This window comes from Streptomyces sp. NPDC032091 (genome assembly GCF_055580265.1).
Genome location: NZ_JBVILR010000024.1, coordinates 96,419 through 112,276, shown reverse-complemented (window position 1 = coordinate 112,276; position 15,858 = coordinate 96,419). Strand labels below are relative to the sequence as shown.

15 protein-coding genes are annotated in these 15,858 nt (G+C 71.4%); 4 read left to right on the top strand and 11 right to left on the bottom strand.

Translation table 11 applies throughout. From position 1 onward, the window contains the following. Genes nuoH through ACZ5NJ_RS30970 form a run of 8 tightly spaced genes read right to left on the bottom strand, consistent with a single transcriptional unit; the run spans position 1 to position 9,024 of the window. A complete protein-coding gene (gene nuoH, locus ACZ5NJ_RS31005; RefSeq protein WP_468769145.1) occupies positions 1-1,386 on the bottom strand; it encodes an NADH-quinone oxidoreductase subunit NuoH in 1,386 nt (461 codons plus the stop codon). Next, complete coding sequence (locus tag ACZ5NJ_RS31000; protein ID WP_468769143.1) at positions 1,383-3,884, bottom strand: NADH-quinone oxidoreductase subunit G; 2,502 nt, start codon at positions 3,882-3,884, stop codon at positions 1,383-1,385. Before ACZ5NJ_RS31000 ends, nuoH begins: the two co-directional genes overlap by 4 nt. Beyond that, positions 3,881-5,272, bottom strand: coding sequence for an NADH-quinone oxidoreductase subunit NuoF (gene nuoF, locus ACZ5NJ_RS30995; protein WP_468769142.1), 1,392 nt, complete (start codon positions 5,270-5,272; stop codon positions 3,881-3,883). Before nuoF ends, ACZ5NJ_RS31000 begins: the two co-directional genes overlap by 4 nt. Beyond that, positions 5,272-6,027 carry an NADH-quinone oxidoreductase subunit NuoE gene (gene nuoE / locus ACZ5NJ_RS30990; RefSeq protein WP_468769140.1) on the bottom strand — a complete coding sequence of 252 codons (756 nt, stop codon included), beginning with the start codon at positions 6,025-6,027 and terminating at the stop codon, positions 5,272-5,274. Before nuoE ends, nuoF begins: the two co-directional genes overlap by 1 nt. Continuing rightward, positions 6,024-7,361: an NADH-quinone oxidoreductase subunit D gene (locus ACZ5NJ_RS30985; RefSeq protein ID WP_468769138.1), complete on the bottom strand. Its 1,338-nt coding sequence runs from the start codon at positions 7,359-7,361 to the stop codon at positions 6,024-6,026. Before ACZ5NJ_RS30985 ends, nuoE begins: the two co-directional genes overlap by 4 nt. Continuing rightward, positions 7,361-8,098: an NADH-quinone oxidoreductase subunit C gene (locus ACZ5NJ_RS30980; protein ID WP_468769137.1), complete on the bottom strand. Its 738-nt coding sequence runs from the start codon at positions 8,096-8,098 to the stop codon at positions 7,361-7,363. The genes ACZ5NJ_RS30985 and ACZ5NJ_RS30980 overlap by 1 nt, the downstream gene beginning before the upstream one ends. Next, positions 8,095-8,649 carry a NuoB/complex I 20 kDa subunit family protein gene (locus ACZ5NJ_RS30975; protein WP_045946776.1) on the bottom strand — a complete coding sequence of 185 codons (555 nt, stop codon included), beginning with the start codon at positions 8,647-8,649 and terminating at the stop codon, positions 8,095-8,097. Before ACZ5NJ_RS30975 ends, ACZ5NJ_RS30980 begins: the two co-directional genes overlap by 4 nt. Positions 8,650-8,664: 15 nt before the next feature. Next, the gene (locus ACZ5NJ_RS30970) at positions 8,665-9,024 is read right to left on the bottom strand and encodes an NADH-quinone oxidoreductase subunit A (RefSeq protein ID WP_045946775.1); all 360 of its coding nucleotides are present in this window, start codon (positions 9,022-9,024) and stop codon (positions 8,665-8,667) included. 724 nt (positions 9,025-9,748) lie between these two features. On the opposite strand from ACZ5NJ_RS30970, the gene ACZ5NJ_RS30965 reads away from it, so the two are divergent. Both ACZ5NJ_RS30965 and ACZ5NJ_RS30960 read left to right on the top strand, forming a co-directional pair. Then, positions 9,749-10,609: a C40 family peptidase gene (locus tag ACZ5NJ_RS30965; RefSeq protein ID WP_468769135.1), complete on the top strand. Its 861-nt coding sequence runs from the start codon at positions 9,749-9,751 to the stop codon at positions 10,607-10,609. 306 nt (positions 10,610-10,915) lie between these two features. Next, positions 10,916-11,176: a hypothetical protein gene (locus ACZ5NJ_RS30960; protein ID WP_468769134.1), complete on the top strand. Its 261-nt coding sequence runs from the start codon at positions 10,916-10,918 to the stop codon at positions 11,174-11,176. A gap of 50 nt (positions 11,177-11,226) precedes the next feature. Here the strand turns inward: ACZ5NJ_RS30960 and ACZ5NJ_RS30955 are convergent, their stop codons facing one another. Further along, entirely contained in the window at positions 11,227-12,519 is a 1,293-nt protein-coding gene (locus ACZ5NJ_RS30955; protein ID WP_468769133.1) for a geranylgeranyl reductase family protein, read from the bottom strand. Positions 12,520-12,617: 98 nt separating this feature from the next. On the opposite strand from ACZ5NJ_RS30955, the gene ACZ5NJ_RS30950 reads away from it, so the two are divergent. Then, on the top strand, positions 12,618-13,151 hold the full coding sequence (locus ACZ5NJ_RS30950) for a GNAT family N-acetyltransferase (RefSeq protein WP_468769131.1): 534 nt from the start codon (positions 12,618-12,620) through the stop codon (positions 13,149-13,151). Between the two features lie 82 nt (positions 13,152-13,233). Here ACZ5NJ_RS30950 and ACZ5NJ_RS30945 read toward each other — a convergent pair whose 3' ends face one another. Both ACZ5NJ_RS30945 and ACZ5NJ_RS30940 read right to left on the bottom strand, forming a co-directional pair. After that, positions 13,234-14,145: a glutaminase gene (locus ACZ5NJ_RS30945; protein WP_468769167.1), complete on the bottom strand. Its 912-nt coding sequence runs from the start codon at positions 14,143-14,145 to the stop codon at positions 13,234-13,236. Between the two features lie 24 nt (positions 14,146-14,169). After that, entirely contained in the window at positions 14,170-14,865 is a 696-nt protein-coding gene (locus ACZ5NJ_RS30940; RefSeq protein ID WP_468769130.1) for a demethylmenaquinone methyltransferase, read from the bottom strand. 179 nt (positions 14,866-15,044) lie between these two features. Between ACZ5NJ_RS30940 and ACZ5NJ_RS30935 the strand changes: the two genes are divergently transcribed. Then, on the top strand, positions 15,045-15,848 hold the full coding sequence (locus tag ACZ5NJ_RS30935) for a DUF3152 domain-containing protein (protein WP_468769129.1): 804 nt from the start codon (positions 15,045-15,047) through the stop codon (positions 15,846-15,848). Positions 15,849-15,858: the final 10 nt, after the last annotated feature.

The following is a 15,858-nucleotide window of genomic DNA, read 5'->3' as shown; positions in this document are numbered from 1 at the left end:
TCAACCCTCCTCTCGGTCACTGTCAGCGTTCGTCCCGCCGCTGACCATCAGCTCCCGCTCGGCGCGGGGCCGCCTGCGCGGTACGGGTGCCAGGTGCTGGCCGGGCTTGGGCGGGACGGGGAAACCGCCCGCCATCGGGTCGAAGGGCTCGGCGGCCGCGGCCCTGCCGGCCTGCTCGGCGGCCGTCTTGTCCCGCTTGTCGCGGAAGAAGTCGGCGACGGCGGTCAGCAGCAGGATCGCCACGACGGCCCCGCCGACGTAGAGCACGATCTCCGAGAAGTCGTAGCGCTCGTTGCGCAGCGCCCGGACGGTGGCGACCAGCATCAGCCAGACCACCGAGACCGGGATCAGCACCTTCCAGCCGAGCTTCATCAGCTGGTCGTAGCGCACGCGGGGCAGCGTGCCGCGCAGCCAGATGAAGAAGAACAGCAGCAGCTGCACCTTGATGACGAACCAGAGCATCGGCCACCAGCCGTGGTTCGCGCCCTCCCAGTACGTGGAGATCGGCGCGGGGGCCCGCCAGCCGCCCAGGAAGAGGGTGACGGAGACCGCCGAGACGGTGACCATGTTGACGTACTCGGCCAGCATGAACAGCGCGAACTTGATGGAGGAGTACTCGGTGTTGAAGCCGCCGACGAGGTCGCCCTCGGACTCCGGCATGTCGAAGGGGGCGCGGTTGGTCTCGCCGACCATCGTGATCACGTAGATGATGAACGAGACCGGCAGCAGCACGATGTACCAGCGGTCCGCCTGCGCCTCCACGATCGCCGAGGTCGACATCGACCCGGAGTAGAGGAAGACCGAGGCGAAGGCCGCGCCCATCGCGATCTCGTACGAGATCATCTGCGCGCAGGAGCGCAGCCCGCCGAGCAGCGGGTAGGTCGAGCCCGAGGACCAGCCGGCCAGCACGATGCCGTAGATGCCGACCGAGGCCACGGCCAGGACGTACAGCATCGCGATCGGCAGGTCGGTCAGCTGCATCGTGGTGCGCTGGCCGAAGATCGAGACCTCGTTGCCGGGCGGGCCGAACGGGATCACCGCGATGGCCATGAACGCCGGGATCGCCGCGATGATCGGCGCCAGGACGTACACCACCTTGTCGGCCCGCTTGACGATGACGTCTTCCTTCAGCATCAGCTTCACGCCGTCGGCGAGCGACTGGAGCATGCCCCAGGGCCCGTGCCGGTTGGGGCCGATGCGCAGCTGCATCCAGGCGACGACCTTGCGCTCCCAGACGATGGAGAACAGCACGGTCACCATCAGGAAGGCGAAGCAGAACACCGCCTTGATCAGGACGAGCCACCAGACGTCCCTGCCGAACAGGGACAGGTCCTCGGCGGCGAGGACGTGCGGCTGCTGCGCCGCGATGTGGGCGAGGCTGGTCACGCTCGCACCTCCTTGGCGGGGGCGGCCGGGGCCGGCGCCGGTCCGATGCGGACGAGGGTGCCGGGCAGGGCGCCGGTGTCGGCGAGGACGCCGGAGCCGGTGGAGTTCAGGGGGAGCCACACGACCCGGTCGGGCATCTCGGTGATCCGCAGCGGGAGTTCCACCGAGCCGGCCGGGCCGGTGACGGCGAGGAGGTCGCCGTCCTTGACGCCGGTCTCGGCGGCCGTGGAGGCCGACAGCCGGGCCGCGGCCTCGTGCCGGGTCCCGGCCAGGGCCTCGTCGCCCTCCTGGAGCCGGCCCAGGTCCAGCAGCAGGCGGTGTCCGGCGAGTACGGCCTCGCCCGCGCCCGGCCGGGGCAGCGGCTCCGGGCCGGTGGACCGCTCGGGGGCCAGGTCGCCCTCCCACGGGCCGAGCCGCTCCAGCTCCCGGCGTACGGCGTGCACGTCGGGCAGGGCGATCGGCCGGTCGGCGGCGTCGGCCAGCATGTGCAGCACGCGGGCGTCGGCCGGGGCGAGGCGGCGGGTCATCTGGTCGGGCTTGAGGGCCGCCTCGAACGGGCGGACCCGGCCCTCCCAGTTGATGAACGTGCCCGCCTTCTCCGCGACCGCGGCGACCGGCAGGACCACGTCCGCGTGGTCGGTGACCTCGCCGGGCCGCAGCTCCAGGGAGACCACGAAGGCCTCCTTCAGCGCGGTCCGGGCCCGCTCCGGGTCCGGCAGGTCGGCCACCTCGACGCCCGCGACCAGCAGGGCGCCCAGCTCGCCGGTCGCGGCGGCGTCGACGATCTGGCCGGTGTCACGCCCGTAGCGGTGCGGCAGCGCCTCCAGCCCCCAGGCGGTGGCGACCTCGTCACGGGCCCGCGGGTCGGTGGCCGGCCGGCCGCCCGGCAGCAGGGACGGCAGCGCGCCCGCCTCGACGGCGCCCCGCTCCCCGGCCCGGCGCGGGATCCACACCAGGCGCGCACCGGTCGCGGTGGCGGCCCGTACGGCGGCGGTCAGCGCGCCGGGCACCCCGGCGAGCCGCTCCCCGACGACGAGGACGGCCCCGGGCTGCCGCAGGGCCTCGGCGGCTTCGGCGCCGCCCTCCTCCAGGCCGGTGCGGGAGGCCAGCGCGTCCAGCCACTCGGGTTCGGTACCCGGGGCGGCGGCGAGCAGGGTGCCGCCGGCCTTGGTCAGGCCCCGGGTGGCGAACGGGGCGAGGGCGTACGTCTTCTGGCCCCGCTTGCGGTGGGCCTTGCGCAGCCGCAGGAAGACCCCGGGGGCCTCCTCCTCGGCCTCGATGCCGGCCAGCAGCACGGCCGGGGCGGCCTCCAGGGAGGCGTAGGTGACGCCCGTCCCGTCGAGGTCCTTGCCGGTTCCGGCGACGGAGGCGGCCAGGAACTCGGTCTCCTCCGCGCTGTGCACGCGGGCCCGGAAGTCGATGTCGTTGGTGTCGAGCACGACCCGGGCGAACTTGGCGTACGCGTAGGAGTCCTCGACGGTCAGCCGGCCGCCGGTCAGGACGGCGGCCCGGCCGCGCGCGGCGGTGAGCCCCTTCGCGGCCGCTTCGAGGGCCTCCGGCCAGCTCGCCGGGGCGAGGACCCCGTCGGAGCCGCGCACCAGCGGGGTGGTCAGCCGGTCCGGGCGCTGCGCGTAACGGAACGCGAAGCGGCCCTTGTCGCAGATCCACTCCTCGTTGACCTCGGGGTCCTCGGCGGCCAGGCGGCGCAGCACCTTGCCGCGCCGGTGGTCGGTCCGGGTCGCGCAGCCGCCCGCGCAGTGCTCGCACACGCTCGGGGAGGAGACGAGGTCGAAGGGGCGGGAGCGGAACCGGTAGGCGGCCGAGGTGAGGGCGCCGACGGGGCAGATCTGGATGGTGTTGCCGGAGAAGTACGACTCGAACGGGTCGCCCTCGCCGGTGCCGACCTGCTGGAGCGCGCCGCGCTCGACCAGTTCGATCATCGGGTCGCCGGCGACCTGGTTGGAGAAGCGGGTGCAGCGCGCGCACAGCACGCACCGTTCGCGGTCCAGCAGCACCTGCGTGGAGATCGCGACGGGCTTCTCGTAGGTCCGCTTGCGGCCCTCGAACCGGGATTCGGCGTTGCCGTGGGACATCGCCTGGTTCTGGAGCGGGCACTCACCGCCCTTGTCGCAGACGGGGCAGTCCAGCGGGTGGTTGATGAGCAGCAGCTCCATCACCCCGCGCTGGGCCTTGTCGGCGGTCTCCGAGGTCAGCTGGGTGCGGACGACCATGCCGTCGGTGCAGGTGATGGTGCAGGAGGCCATCGGCTTGCGCTGGCCCTCGACCTCGACGATGCACTGGCGGCAGGCGCCGGCCGGGTCGAGGAGGGGGTGGTCGCAGAACCGGGGGATCTCGATGCCGAGCTGTTCGGCGGCCCGGATGACGAGGGTCCCCTTGGGCACGGACAGTTCGGCGCCGTCGATGGTCAGCGTGACCAGATCCTGAGCCGGCTTGGCGGCCTCGCCCCCGCCGGCCGGGGCACTGGTGGCGATGGTCATGCGTTCACCTCGGAGTTCTTGGCCGGACCGTCAGCCCAGAGGGTCGACTTCCGCGGGTCGAAGGGACAGCCCTTTCCGGTGATGTGCTGCTCGTACTCCGCGCGGAAGTACTTCAGCGAGGAGAAGATCGGGCTGGCCGCGCCGTCGCCGAGCGCGCAGAAGGACTTGCCGTTGATGTTGTCGGCGATGTCGTTCAGCTTGTCGAGGTCGGCCATGACGCCCTTGCCGGCCTCGATGTCGCGCAGCAGCTGGACGAGCCAGTACGTGCCCTCGCGGCAGGGGGTGCACTTGCCGCAGGACTCGTGGGCGTAGAACTCGGTCCAGCGGGTGACGGCGCGCACCACGCAGGTGGTCTCGTCGAAGCACTGGAGGGCCTTGGTGCCGAGCATGGAGCCGGCCGCGCCGACGCCCTCGTAGTCGAGCGGGACGTCGAGGTGCTCGTCGGTGAACATGGGGGTGGAGGAGCCGCCGGGGGTCCAGAACTTCAGCCGGTGCCCGGGGCGCATGCCGCCGCTCATGTCGAGGAGCTGGCGCAGGGTGATGCCGAGGGGGGCCTCGTACTGGCCGGGGCCGGCGACGTGCCCCGAGAGGGAGTAGAGGGTGAAGCCGGGGGACTTCTCCGTCCCCATCGCCTTGAACCAGTCCTTGCCCTTGTTGAGGATCGCGGGAACCGAGGCGATGGACTCGACGTTGTTCACGACAGTGGGGCACGCGTAGAGGCCCTCGACCGCGGGGAAGGGGGGACGCAGCCGGGGCTGGCCGCGCCGGCCTTCGAGGGAGTCGAGCAGTGCCGTCTCCTCGCCGCAGATGTACGCGCCCGCGCCCGCGTGCACCGTGATGTCGAGGTTGCGTCCGCTGCCGCCGATGTCCCGGCCGAGGTATCCGGCCGCGTACGCCTCGCGCACGGCCTCGTGCAGCCGCCGCAGCACGGGGACGGTCTCGCCGCGCAGGTAGATGAAGGCGTGCTCCGAGCGGATCGCGTAGCTGGCGATGATCATTCCCTCGATGAGGGAGTGCGGGTTGGCGAAGAGGAGGGGAATGTCCTTGCAGGTTCCCGGCTCCGACTCGTCCGCGTTCACGACGAGGTAGTGCGGCTTGCCGTCGCCCTGCGGGATGAACTGCCACTTCATCCCGGTGGGGAAGCCGGCGCCGCCGCGTCCGCGCAGTCCCGAGTCCTTGACGTAGGCGATCACCTCGTCGGGGGTCATCGCCAGGGCCTTGCGCAGGCCCTCGTAGCCCTCGTGGCGCCGGTAGGTCTCCAGCGTCCATGACTCGGGCTCGTCCCAGAACGCCGACAGGACGGGCGCGAGCAGCTTCTCGGGACTCGTGCCTCCCCCAGCCTCCGGCCGGGAGGTGCCCCCATAATTTTCCTTGGACGACACCGACATCACTCCCCTCCCTCGGTACCGGTCTCGGCGCGCGGGTGGACGACCGGGGCGTGCGGGGATTCGCCGCGGGCGATGCGCAGTCCGATCAGGGAGGCGGGGCCGGCTCCGCCGCTCGCCTCCACCGCGCCCTCGCGCTCGTCGGGGAAGCCCGCCAGGATCCGGGCGGTCTCCTTGTACGTGCACAGCGGCGCGCCCCGGGTCGGCTCGACGGGGCGGCCGGCGCGCAGGTCGTCGACGAGGGCCTTGGCGGAGTCGGGGGTCTGGTTGTCGAAGAACTCCCAGTTGACCATCACCACGGGGGCGTAGTCGCAGGCCGCGTTGCACTCGATGTGCTCCAGCGTCACCTTGCCGTCGGGGGTGGTCTCGTTGTTGCCGACCCCGAGGTGTTCCTTGAGTTCGTCGAAGATGGCGTCGCCGCCCATCACCGCGCACAGGGTGTTGGTACAGACGCCGACCTGGTAGTCGCCGGAGGGCCGCCGCCGGTACATCGTGTAGAAGGTGGCGACGGCGGTGACCTCGGCGGTGGTCAGGCCGAGGACCTCGGCGCAGAAGCGGATGCCGGTGCGGGAGACGTAGCCCTCCTCGGACTGCGTCAGGTGCAGCAGCGGCAGCAGCGCGGAGCGGCTGTCGGGGTAGCGGGCGATGACCTCGCGCGCGTCCGCTTCCAGCCGGGCGCGCACCTCGGCGGGGAAGTCGGGGGCGGGGAGCTGCGGCATCCCGAGGCTGATGCCCGTGTTCACTGCATCGGCCGTCATCGGTCGACGCCTCCCATCACGGGGTCGATGGAGGCGACGGCGACGATGACGTCGGCGACCTGGCCGCCCTCGCACATCGCCGCCATGGCCTGGAGGTTGGTGAAGGACGGGTCGCGGAAGTGGACCCGGTAGGGGCGGGTGCCGCCGTCGGAGACCACGTGGACGCCGAGTTCCCCCTTGGGGGACTCGACGGCCGCGTAGGCCTGGCCGGCGGGGACGCGGAAGCCCTCGGTCACCAGCTTGAAGTGGTGGATGAGGGCCTCCATGGAGGTGCCCATGATGTTCTTGATGTGGTCGAGGGAGTTGCCGAGGCCGTCGGGGCCCAGGGCGAGCTGCGCCGGCCAGGCGATCTTCTTGTCGGCGACCATGACCGGGCCGGGCTCCAGCCGGTCCAGGCACTGCTCGACGATCCGCAGGGACTGGCGCATCTCCTCCAGGCGGATCAGGAACCGCCCGTAGGAGTCGCAGCTCTCGGTGGTGGGGACGTCGAACTCGTAGCTGTCGTAGCCGCAGTAGGGGTCGGTCTTGCGCAGGTCGTGGGGCAGGCCGGCGGAGCGCAGGATCGGTCCTGTGGCGCCGAGGGCCATGCAGCCGGCCAGGTCGAGGTAGCCGACGTCCTGCATGCGCGCCTTGAAGATGGGGTTGCCGGTGGCGAGCTTGTCGTACTCCGGCAGGTTCTTCTTCATCGTCTTGACGAACTCGCGCAGCTGGTCGACCGCGCCGGGGGGCAGGTCCTGGGCGAGGCCGCCGGGGCGGACGAAGGCGTGGTTCATGCGCAGGCCGGTGATCAACTCGAAGACGTCGAGGATCAGCTCGCGGTCCCGGAAGCCGTAGATCATGATCGTGGTCGCGCCGAGTTCCATGCCGCCGGTGGCGATGCACACCAGGTGGGAGGAGAGCCGGTTGAGCTCCATCAGCAGGACGCGGATGACGGTGGCCCGGTCGGGGATCTGGTCGGTGATGCCGAGGAGCTTCTCGACGCCGAGACAGTAGGCCGTCTCGTTGAAGAACGGCGTCAGGTAGTCCATGCGCGTGACGAAGGTGGTGCCCTGCGTCCAGTTGCGGAATTCGAGGTTCTTCTCGATGCCGGTGTGCAGGTAGCCGATGCCGCAGCGGGCCTCGGTGACCGTCTCGCCGTCGATCTCCAGGATCAGGCGGAGCACCCCGTGGGTGGAGGGGTGCTGCGGGCCCATGTTGACGACGATGCGCTCGTCGTCGGCCTTGGCCGCGGACTGGACGATCTCGTCCCAGTCGCCGCCGGTGACGGTGTAGACGGTGCCTTCGGTGGTCTCGCGGGAGGCCGCGTGGTCGGCGGCGTTGGGGGTGTTCGACATCAGCTGTACGACCTCCGCTGGTCGGGAGCCGGGATCTGGGCGCCCTTGTACTCGATGGGGATGCCGCCGAGCGGGTAGTCCTTGCGCTGCGGGAAGCCCTGCCAGTCGTCCGGCATCATGATCCGCGTGAGGGCCGGGTGGCCGTCGAAGACCAGGCCGAAGAAGTCGTACGCCTCGCGCTCGTGCCAGTCGTTCGTCGGGTAGACGCTCACGAGCGAGGGGACGTGCGGGTCGCCGTCGGGCACCGACACCTCCAGCCGGACGATCCGGCCGTGGGTGAGGGAGCGCAGGTGGTAGACGGCGTGCAGCTCGCGGCCCTTGTCGTCGGGGAAGTGCACCCCGGAGACGCCGGTGCACAGCTCGAAGCGCAGCGCCGGGTCGTCGCGGAGGGTGGAGGCCACCCGCAGGAGGTGTTCGCGGGCGATGTGGAGGGTCATCTCGCCGCGGTCGACGACGACCTTCTCGATCGCGTTCTCCGGGAGCAGGTCCTGCTCCTCCAGGGCGCCTTCGAGCTCGTCGGCCACCTCGTCGAAATAGGAGCCGTAGGGGCGGGAGCTCGCGCCGGGCAGGGCGACGGTGCGGACCAGGCCGCCGTAGCCGCTGGTGTCGCCGCCGCCGCGGGCGCCGAACATGCCCTTGCGGACGCCGATCACCTCGGGTCCGGTGGCGGCGGCCCGGGGGGCGGGGACGTTGTTGCCGTTGCCGTTGCCGTTCTCCACGGCGGGTTCGTCGCTCACCGCAGGAGCCCCTTCATCTCGATGGTGGGGAGGGCCTTGAGGGCCGCCTCCTCCGCCTCGCGCGCCGCTTCTTCCCGGTTCACGCCGAGCTTGGAGCCCTGGATCTTCTGGTGGAGCTTGAGGATCGCGTCCATGAGCATCTCGGGGCGGGGCGGGCAGCCGGGCAGGTAGATGTCCACCGGGACGATGTGGTCGACGCCCTGGACGATCGCGTAGTTGTTGAACATTCCGCCCGAGGAGGCGCAGACCCCCATGGAGATGACCCACTTCGGGGCGGGCATCTGGTCGTACACCTGCCGCAGCACCGGCGCCATCTTCTGGCTGACCCGGCCGGCGACGATCATCAGGTCCGCCTGGCGCGGGGATCCGCGGAAGACCTCCATGCCGAAGCGGGCGAGGTCGTAGCGGCCGGCGCCGGTGGTCATCATCTCGATGGCGCAGCACGCGAGGCCGAAGGTGGCCGGGAAGACGGATGCCTTGCGCACCCAGCCCGCGGCCTGTTCGACGGTGGTCAGCAGGAAGCCGCTCGGCAGCTTCTCTTCCAGTCCCATGGAAAATTCAGCCCCTCAGTCCCATTCCAGGCCGCCGCGGCGCCAGACGTATGCGTAGGCGACGAAGACGGTGAGCACGAAGAGCAGCATCTCGACGAGCCCGAAGATCCCCAGGGAGTCGAAGGTGACGGCCCAGGGGTAGAGGAAGACGATCTCGATGTCGAAGACGATGAAGAGCATCGCCGTGAGGTAGTACTTGATGGGGAAGCGACCGCCGCCCGCGGGCATGGGGGTGGGCTCGATGCCGCACTCGTACGCTTCAAGTTTCGCCCGGTTGTACCGTTTTGGGCCGATCAGCGTGGCCATGACCACGGAGAAGATCGCAAACCCTGCGCCGATGGCGCCGAGCACGAGGATGGGTGCGTAGGCATTCACGCTCCTCGCTCCTTCCAGTCGTCCTTGACCGTTGGTCGCATGTGAGGCAGTTCACAAGCCAGACTGGTGCGCATCTTATGCCTGCCGGTCTGTGATCTGCGACACGGGTAACAACACCGGGTTTGTGATCTCCACCACCTGACGAACGATCATGAAGCCCGATGAGTGGTGATCTTCATACGCAAGGCATCCACATGATCACCAAACGTGACATCCACCCTCGTTACCGCAGGTAGGGGCGGCCTCGCACTATCAAAGAATGCGGGCTACATGCAAATTGGCTACGCGGCGGCGCGGGTGATAAGGGAATCCACTTCCCCCGCGCGAGGGGTCCGGCGATACGGAAGTGGACGGCGCTCCCGGCGCCGGGAGGATGTGCATCCGTTCACGAGCCGCGCGGCCGACGAACCGCACGGCAAGTTCACGGTCGGATCACGGACCGGCCACAGCGCCCTCACGGCGGCAGGCAACTGTGACCTGCGACACATCGATCATGGCCCGCAAAAAGGAGGCTTGGCCATCTGTGCGGGTCGATGGTAGGCGGTGGATCAATTCGGACTTATTGCTGAAAGCCCATGATCACAGCCCTGTGAAGGGGTGTCCGATACGTCCGTTACGGCGTCAATAAGAGGCGCGACGCGCCCGGTTGCCCGGCTTTTCCGGCAACTGTGGCGCAGACCACGTTTCTTGAAGGTGACCCTGCACCCCTGATAGCGGTTGTCCCATGTCCCACACCGCTCACATACCCAGCCACCGGAAGCCCCGCCGCAGCGCCTCGAAGCTCGCGGTCCGCGCCGGAGTTGCCGGTGGCGTCCTCAGCACCCTGGCCATGGCCGGCACCGCGAGCGCGTCCCCGTCTACCGAGCCCGTGGCCGAGACGACGCTGGAGATGCCGGTCCTCAGCCTGGACCTCGGCACCGAGGTCTCCAAGGCGGTCAACACGGCCGCCGAGAACACCCGCGTCGCCGCCGTCGAGGCCGCCGTCACCGGTGAGCTGAACGCCCAGGAGGAGAGCGCCCGCACGGGTGCCGCCGCCGAGGCGAAGCAGGCCAAGGAAGACGCCCAGAAGGCAGCCGAGCAGAAGGCGAAGCAGGAGGCCGACCGCAAGGCCGAGGCCGAGCGCGCGGGCCGCAGCTCCGGCCGCTCCTCCCTCACCAACGCCTCCGCCTCCGACGACGGCAGCGGTGCCACCGTCAAGGGCGGCTCCAGCAGCGGCCGCTCCTCCGCGACCGGCTCCGCCGCGGCCATCATCGACTTCGCCTACGACCAGGTCGGCAAGGCGTACGTGATGGGCGCCACCGGCCCCTCCGCGTACGACTGCTCGGGCCTCGTGCAGGCCGCGTACCGCCAGGCGGGCATCTCCCTGGACCGCACCTCCCAGGACCAGTCCCTGGCCGGCACCTCGGTGTCCCTGAGCAACCTCCAGCCGGGCGACATCCTCTACTGGGGTCCGAAGGGCAGCGCCTACCACGTCGCGATCTACGTCGGCGGCGGCAAGTTCGTCGGCGCGCAGAACCCCAGCACGGGCATCGTCGAGCGCCCGCTGAGCTACGACATGCCGACGGGCGCCGTCCGCGTCCTCTGACCCACCCGGTCCCCGCGAGGTCCGGTACTCCCCCTCCCCCAGCTACCGCTGGGAGGTGCCCCCAGGGGGCGGAGTACCGGACCTTCGGCATGCCCGGGGCCGGGCCGCACCGTCCCTCCCCACACTCCTCACCACAGGAGCGACAGAGTGCCCGCGAACGCCAACACCCGGGTGGCGGACGGCGGTCGGCCGGGCCGGCGGCCGAGCGGGCCGGCCCGCCGGACGGCCCGTGCGGAACGCGCCCTCGCCCTGCGAAGATAGGCGTGTATCCGTGCGCCCGCAGCGATCCCCGGAGGTGGTGATCCCATGAGCGGAACCTCGTGTGAGGACCGCGGCGTCGACGGCGCCACCGCCCTCCCCGCCGCGCTCGGGCTGGGGCTGCTGTCGGTCGGCGGCTGGATGCTGACCACCGCCCGGCCGTGGCAGAAGCCCGGCACCCCGTTGGTCCTCGGCCTCGGCTGGACCGTGTCCGGCGCCCTCCTGCTGGCCGGCCTCGGCCTCCTGGCCCGCTGCGTCCGCACCGTCCACGGGGCCCCGGAGTCCGCCGAGGAGCCCGTGGACGGCTGAGCCGCCCGCCGGGGGACCCGGGGGCGGCTCAGGAGGCGTACGGGCGCGGCTCAGGCCTTCGGGGCGACCTTCGAGAGGCCGTTGATGATGCGGTCCATCGCGTCGCCGCCCGCCGGGTCCGTGAGGTTCGCGAGCATCTTCAGCGTGAAGCGCATCAGCACCGGGTGCGTCAGCCCGCGCTGCGTGGCGATCTTCATGACCTTCGGGTTGCCGATCAGCTTCACGAAGGCGCGGCCCAGCGAGTAGTAGCCGCCGTACGTCTCCTTCAGCACCTTCGGGTAGTTGTGCAGGGCCAGCTCCCGCTGCGCCGGGGTGGCGCGGGCGTGGGCCTGGACGATGACGTCCGCCGCGGTCTGGCCGGACTCCATCGCGTAGGCGATGCCCTCGCCGTTGAACGGGTTGACGAGCCCGCCCGCGTCACCGACCAGCAGCAGCCCCTTGGTGTAGTGCGGCTGCCGGTTGAAGGCCATCGGCAGGGCCGCGCCGCGGATCGGCTGCGTCATGTTCTCGGGGGTGTAGCCCCAGTCCTCCGGCATCGACGCGCACCAGGCCTTGAGGACCTCGCGCCAGTCCAGCTCCTTGAACGCGGAGGAGGAGTTGAGGATGCCGAGGCCGACGTTGGACGTGCCGTCGCCCATGCCGAAGATCCAGCCGTAGCCGGGCAGCAGCCGGTCCTGCGGGCCGCGCCGGTCCCACAGCTCCAGCCAGGACTCCAGGTAGTCGTCGTCGTGCCGCGGCGAGGTGAAGTACGTGCGGACGGCGACGCCCATCGGGCGGTCCTCGCGCCGGTGCAGGCCCATCGCCAGGGAGAGGCGGGAGGAGTTGCCGTCGGCCGCCACGACGAGCGGCGCGTGGAAGGTGACCGGGGTCTTCTCCTCGCCCAGCTTCGCCTGCACGCCGGTGATGTGCCCGGTGCGCGGGTCGCGGATCGGCTCGCCGACGTTGCAGCGCTCGTAGAGGCGGGCGCCGGCCTTCTGCGCCTGGCGGGCGAGGGTCTCGTCGAAGTCGTCGCGCTTGCGGACGAGCCCGTAGTCGGGGAAGGAGGCGAGTTCCGGCCAGTCCAGCTGGAGCCGCTGCCCGCCGCCGATGATGCGCAGGCCCTTGTTGCGCAGCCAGCCGGCCTCTTCGGAGATGTCGATGCCCATCGCCACCAGCTGCTTGGTGGCGCGCGGGGTCAGACCGTCACCGCAGACCTTCTCGCGCGGGAACGCCGTCTTCTCCAGGAGCAGGACGTCCAGTCCGGCCTTCGCGAGGTAGTAGGCGGTCGTCGAGCCGGCGGGCCCGGCCCCGACGACGATCACGTCCGCGCGGTGTTCGGAGAGGGGCTCGGTGGGCTCGGTCACTGCGGGGTCTCCCGAAGGCTCGATAAAGGGTGCCCAACGGCACAGGACATGACGCAGTCTATGCAGCGAGAGTGATCGCGATCCGAAGGGCTGCCCCGATGACGACCTCGCCGATGACCCGGCCGCCGCTGCCTGCGGTCCAGCTCCGCGTACCGATCGACGAGGACGCGCGGGCCTGGCACCGCCTCTTCGACGACGCCGACGTGATGAAGTTCCTGGGCGGCCCCGCGGAGCTGTCCGCGTACGAGGAGTTCACCGCCCGGCAGCGGATGCACGACGCGCAGCTGGGGCACTGCCTGTGGAGCGTCCTGGACGAGGAGGGCCGGGTCATCGGCTTCACCGGCGCGCAGCCGTGGCCGGCGGACAAGGTGTGGGGGCCGGTGGGACGGATCGAGATCGGCTGGCGGCTGGGGCGTTCCGCCTGGGGGAAGGGGTACGCCTACGCCGCCGCGGTGGCCTCGGTGGAGCGGCTGCGGGAGATCGGGGTCGGGTGGGTGTGCGCGGTGATCGACGTGCGCAACGTGCGTTCGGTGGCGGTGGCGGAGCGGCTGGGGATGACGCCGGACGAGGAGATCGCCGCCCCGGGCGGGCGGCGGGCCCGGGTCTACGAGCTGACCCTCGACGGGGCGTAGCGGGGCGTGGCGCGGGGGCGGGCGGCGGGGCCGGTCCGGGTGGCCGGGTCCCGCCGCGGGGAGCCGCCGCGCCCGGGCCGGGTCAGAACACGCTCAGGCCCGTCAGGGTCGTGAAGCGGTCCAGGGCCGTCACGCCGGCCACCGAGTTGCCCCGGGTGTCGAGGCCCGGGCTCCATACCGCGAGGGTGCAGCGGCCCGGGACGACGGCGATGATGCCCCCGCCGACCCCGCTCTTGCCCGGCAGCCCCACCCGGTAGGCGAACTCCCCCGCCGCGTCGTACGTCCCGCAGGTCAGCATCACCGCGTTGATCTGCTTCGCCTCGCTGCGCGTCAGCAGCCGCGAGCCGTCCGCGCGCAGTCCGTGGCGGGCCAGGAAGCGCCCGGCCAGGGCCAGGTCCGCGCAGGTCATCTCGATCGAGCACTGCCAGAAGTAGTGGTCCAGCAGCGCCGGCACGGGGTTGTCGATGTTGCCGTACGAGGCCATGAAGTGCGCCACGGCCGCGTTGCGGTCGCCGTGTTCGTGCTCGGAGGCGGCCACCTCCGGGTCGAAGCCCACGTCCGGGTTGCCGCTCTCCTGCCGCAGGAACTCCAGGAGTTCGCTGCTCGCGTCACCCGTCAGGGTCTGGAGCCGGTCGGTGACGACGAGCGCGCCCGCGTTGATGAAGGGGTTGCGCGGGATGCCGTTCTCGTACTCCAGCTGCACCAGGGAGTTGAACGGGTTGCCGGACGGCTCCCGGCCCACCCGCTCCCACAGGCTGTCCCCGCCCTCGGCGAGGGCGAGGGCCAGCGCGAAGACCTTGGTGATCGACTGGGTGGAGAAGGGGACCCGCCAGTCGCCGGTGCCGAAGACGTTGCCGTCGAGGTCGGCGATGGCCATCCCGAACCGCCGGGGGTCGACCCCCGCCAGCGCCGGGATGTACTCGGCCGGGGTGCCGCTGCCGATCAGCGGGGCGACGTCCGCCGCGATCCGGTCGAGGAGGGCCTGGTAGTCCACGGGTGCCACGGCTGCCAACGGACGCTACTGGACCTTGACGCCGCGGTGCAGGGCCACGATGCCGCCGCTGAGGTTGCGCCAGGCGACCTTGCCCCAGCCGGCCTTCTGCAGCAGCTCGGCCAGCGCCGGCTGGTCCGGCCACGCGCGGATGGACTCGGCGAGGTACACGTACGCGTCCGGGTTGGAGGACACCGCGCGGGCCACCGGCGGCAGGGCGCGCATCAGGTACTCGGTGTAGACCGTGCGGAAGGGGGCCCAGGTGGGCTGGGAGAACTCGCTGATGACGACCTGCCCGCCCGGCTTGGTGACCCGGTACAGCTCGCGCAGCGCGGCGTCCGTGTCCTGGACGTTGCGCAGCCCGAAGGAGATCGTCACGGTGTCGAAGACGTCGTCCTTGAAGGGGAGCCGGGTCGCGTCGCCCGCCGTCAGCGGGAGCCACGGGTTGCGCTTCTTGCCCTCCCGCAGCATGCCGAGGGAGAAGTCGCAGGGGACGACGTACGCGCCGGTCGCGGCGTACGGGAGGGACGAGGTCGCGGTACCGGCGGCCAGGTCGAGCACCGTGTGGCCGGGGCGGGCGGCGACCGCCTTGGCGGCCTCCTTGCGCCACAGGCGCGCCTGCCCGAGGGAGAGGACGTCGTTGGTGAGGTCGTACTTCTCCGCGACGCCGTCGAACATGGAGGCGACTTCGTGCGGCTGCTTGTCCAGGGAAGCCCTTGTCACTGGCGGTGGCCCCTCGGTGCTCGGTGTTCCTGCGGCGGACGGGTCGTACCCCGTCATCCTCTCAGGCCGCCACCGTGCCGGCCGCCCCGGCCCGGCCTGACGCGCGCCGATGGAAATTCCGGCAGATCAGGACCGGAAACGGGCAGACTGGTCCGACAATCCGACCAAAGGGACCACCGATGGCGACACGCCGATCAGTCACAGCACGACGGGCCGAACGGCGCAGGCGACTGCGCCGCACGGTCCTGGGCTCGACGGCGTTAGCCGCGCTCTCCGTCACCGCCTACTGGCTCGGGCTGGAGCGGGGCGCCGCCACCGCCGCCCCGGGCGGCCCGTCACCGGCGGCCGGGCGGGCGGCGGCCCCGGCCGAGCACGCGTCACCGCCCCCGGGCCCGACCGCGAGTCCGAGCCCGGGCCCCACCGCGGCGCCGGGCGCGTTCACCGCCTCCTCCACCGCCGGCCGGGCCCAGGGCCAGGGGCGTGCGCTGCGCTGGCGGGTGGAGACGGAGAACGCCAGCGGCGTCGACCCGGACTCCGCCGCCCGGAACATCGAGGAGATACTCGGGGACCGTCGCGGGTGGATACGCGACCCCTCGTACGGCTTCCGGCTGGCCGGCCCCGGCGAACCGGTGGACTTCACCGTGAAGATCGCCACGCCCGCCACCACCGACCGGCTGTGCGACGTGGTGACCCCCGAGCTGATCGGGGAGACCAACTGCCAGGCCCACCACACCATCGTGGTGAACCTCAAGCGCTGGCAGGAGGGATCGCCGAAGTTCCGGGGCTCGGCCGCCGAGTACCGGGCACTGATCGTCAACCACGAGGTGGGCCACGAACTGGGCCGCGGCCACGAGACCTGCCCCCGGCCGGGCGCCCCCGCCCCGGCGATGATGCAGCAGATCAAGGGGCTCCAGGGGTGCACGTCGAACGCCTGGCCGCACACCGCGGACGGCACCTACCTGTCCGGCCCCCCGGTGCCGTAGCGGGACGGCC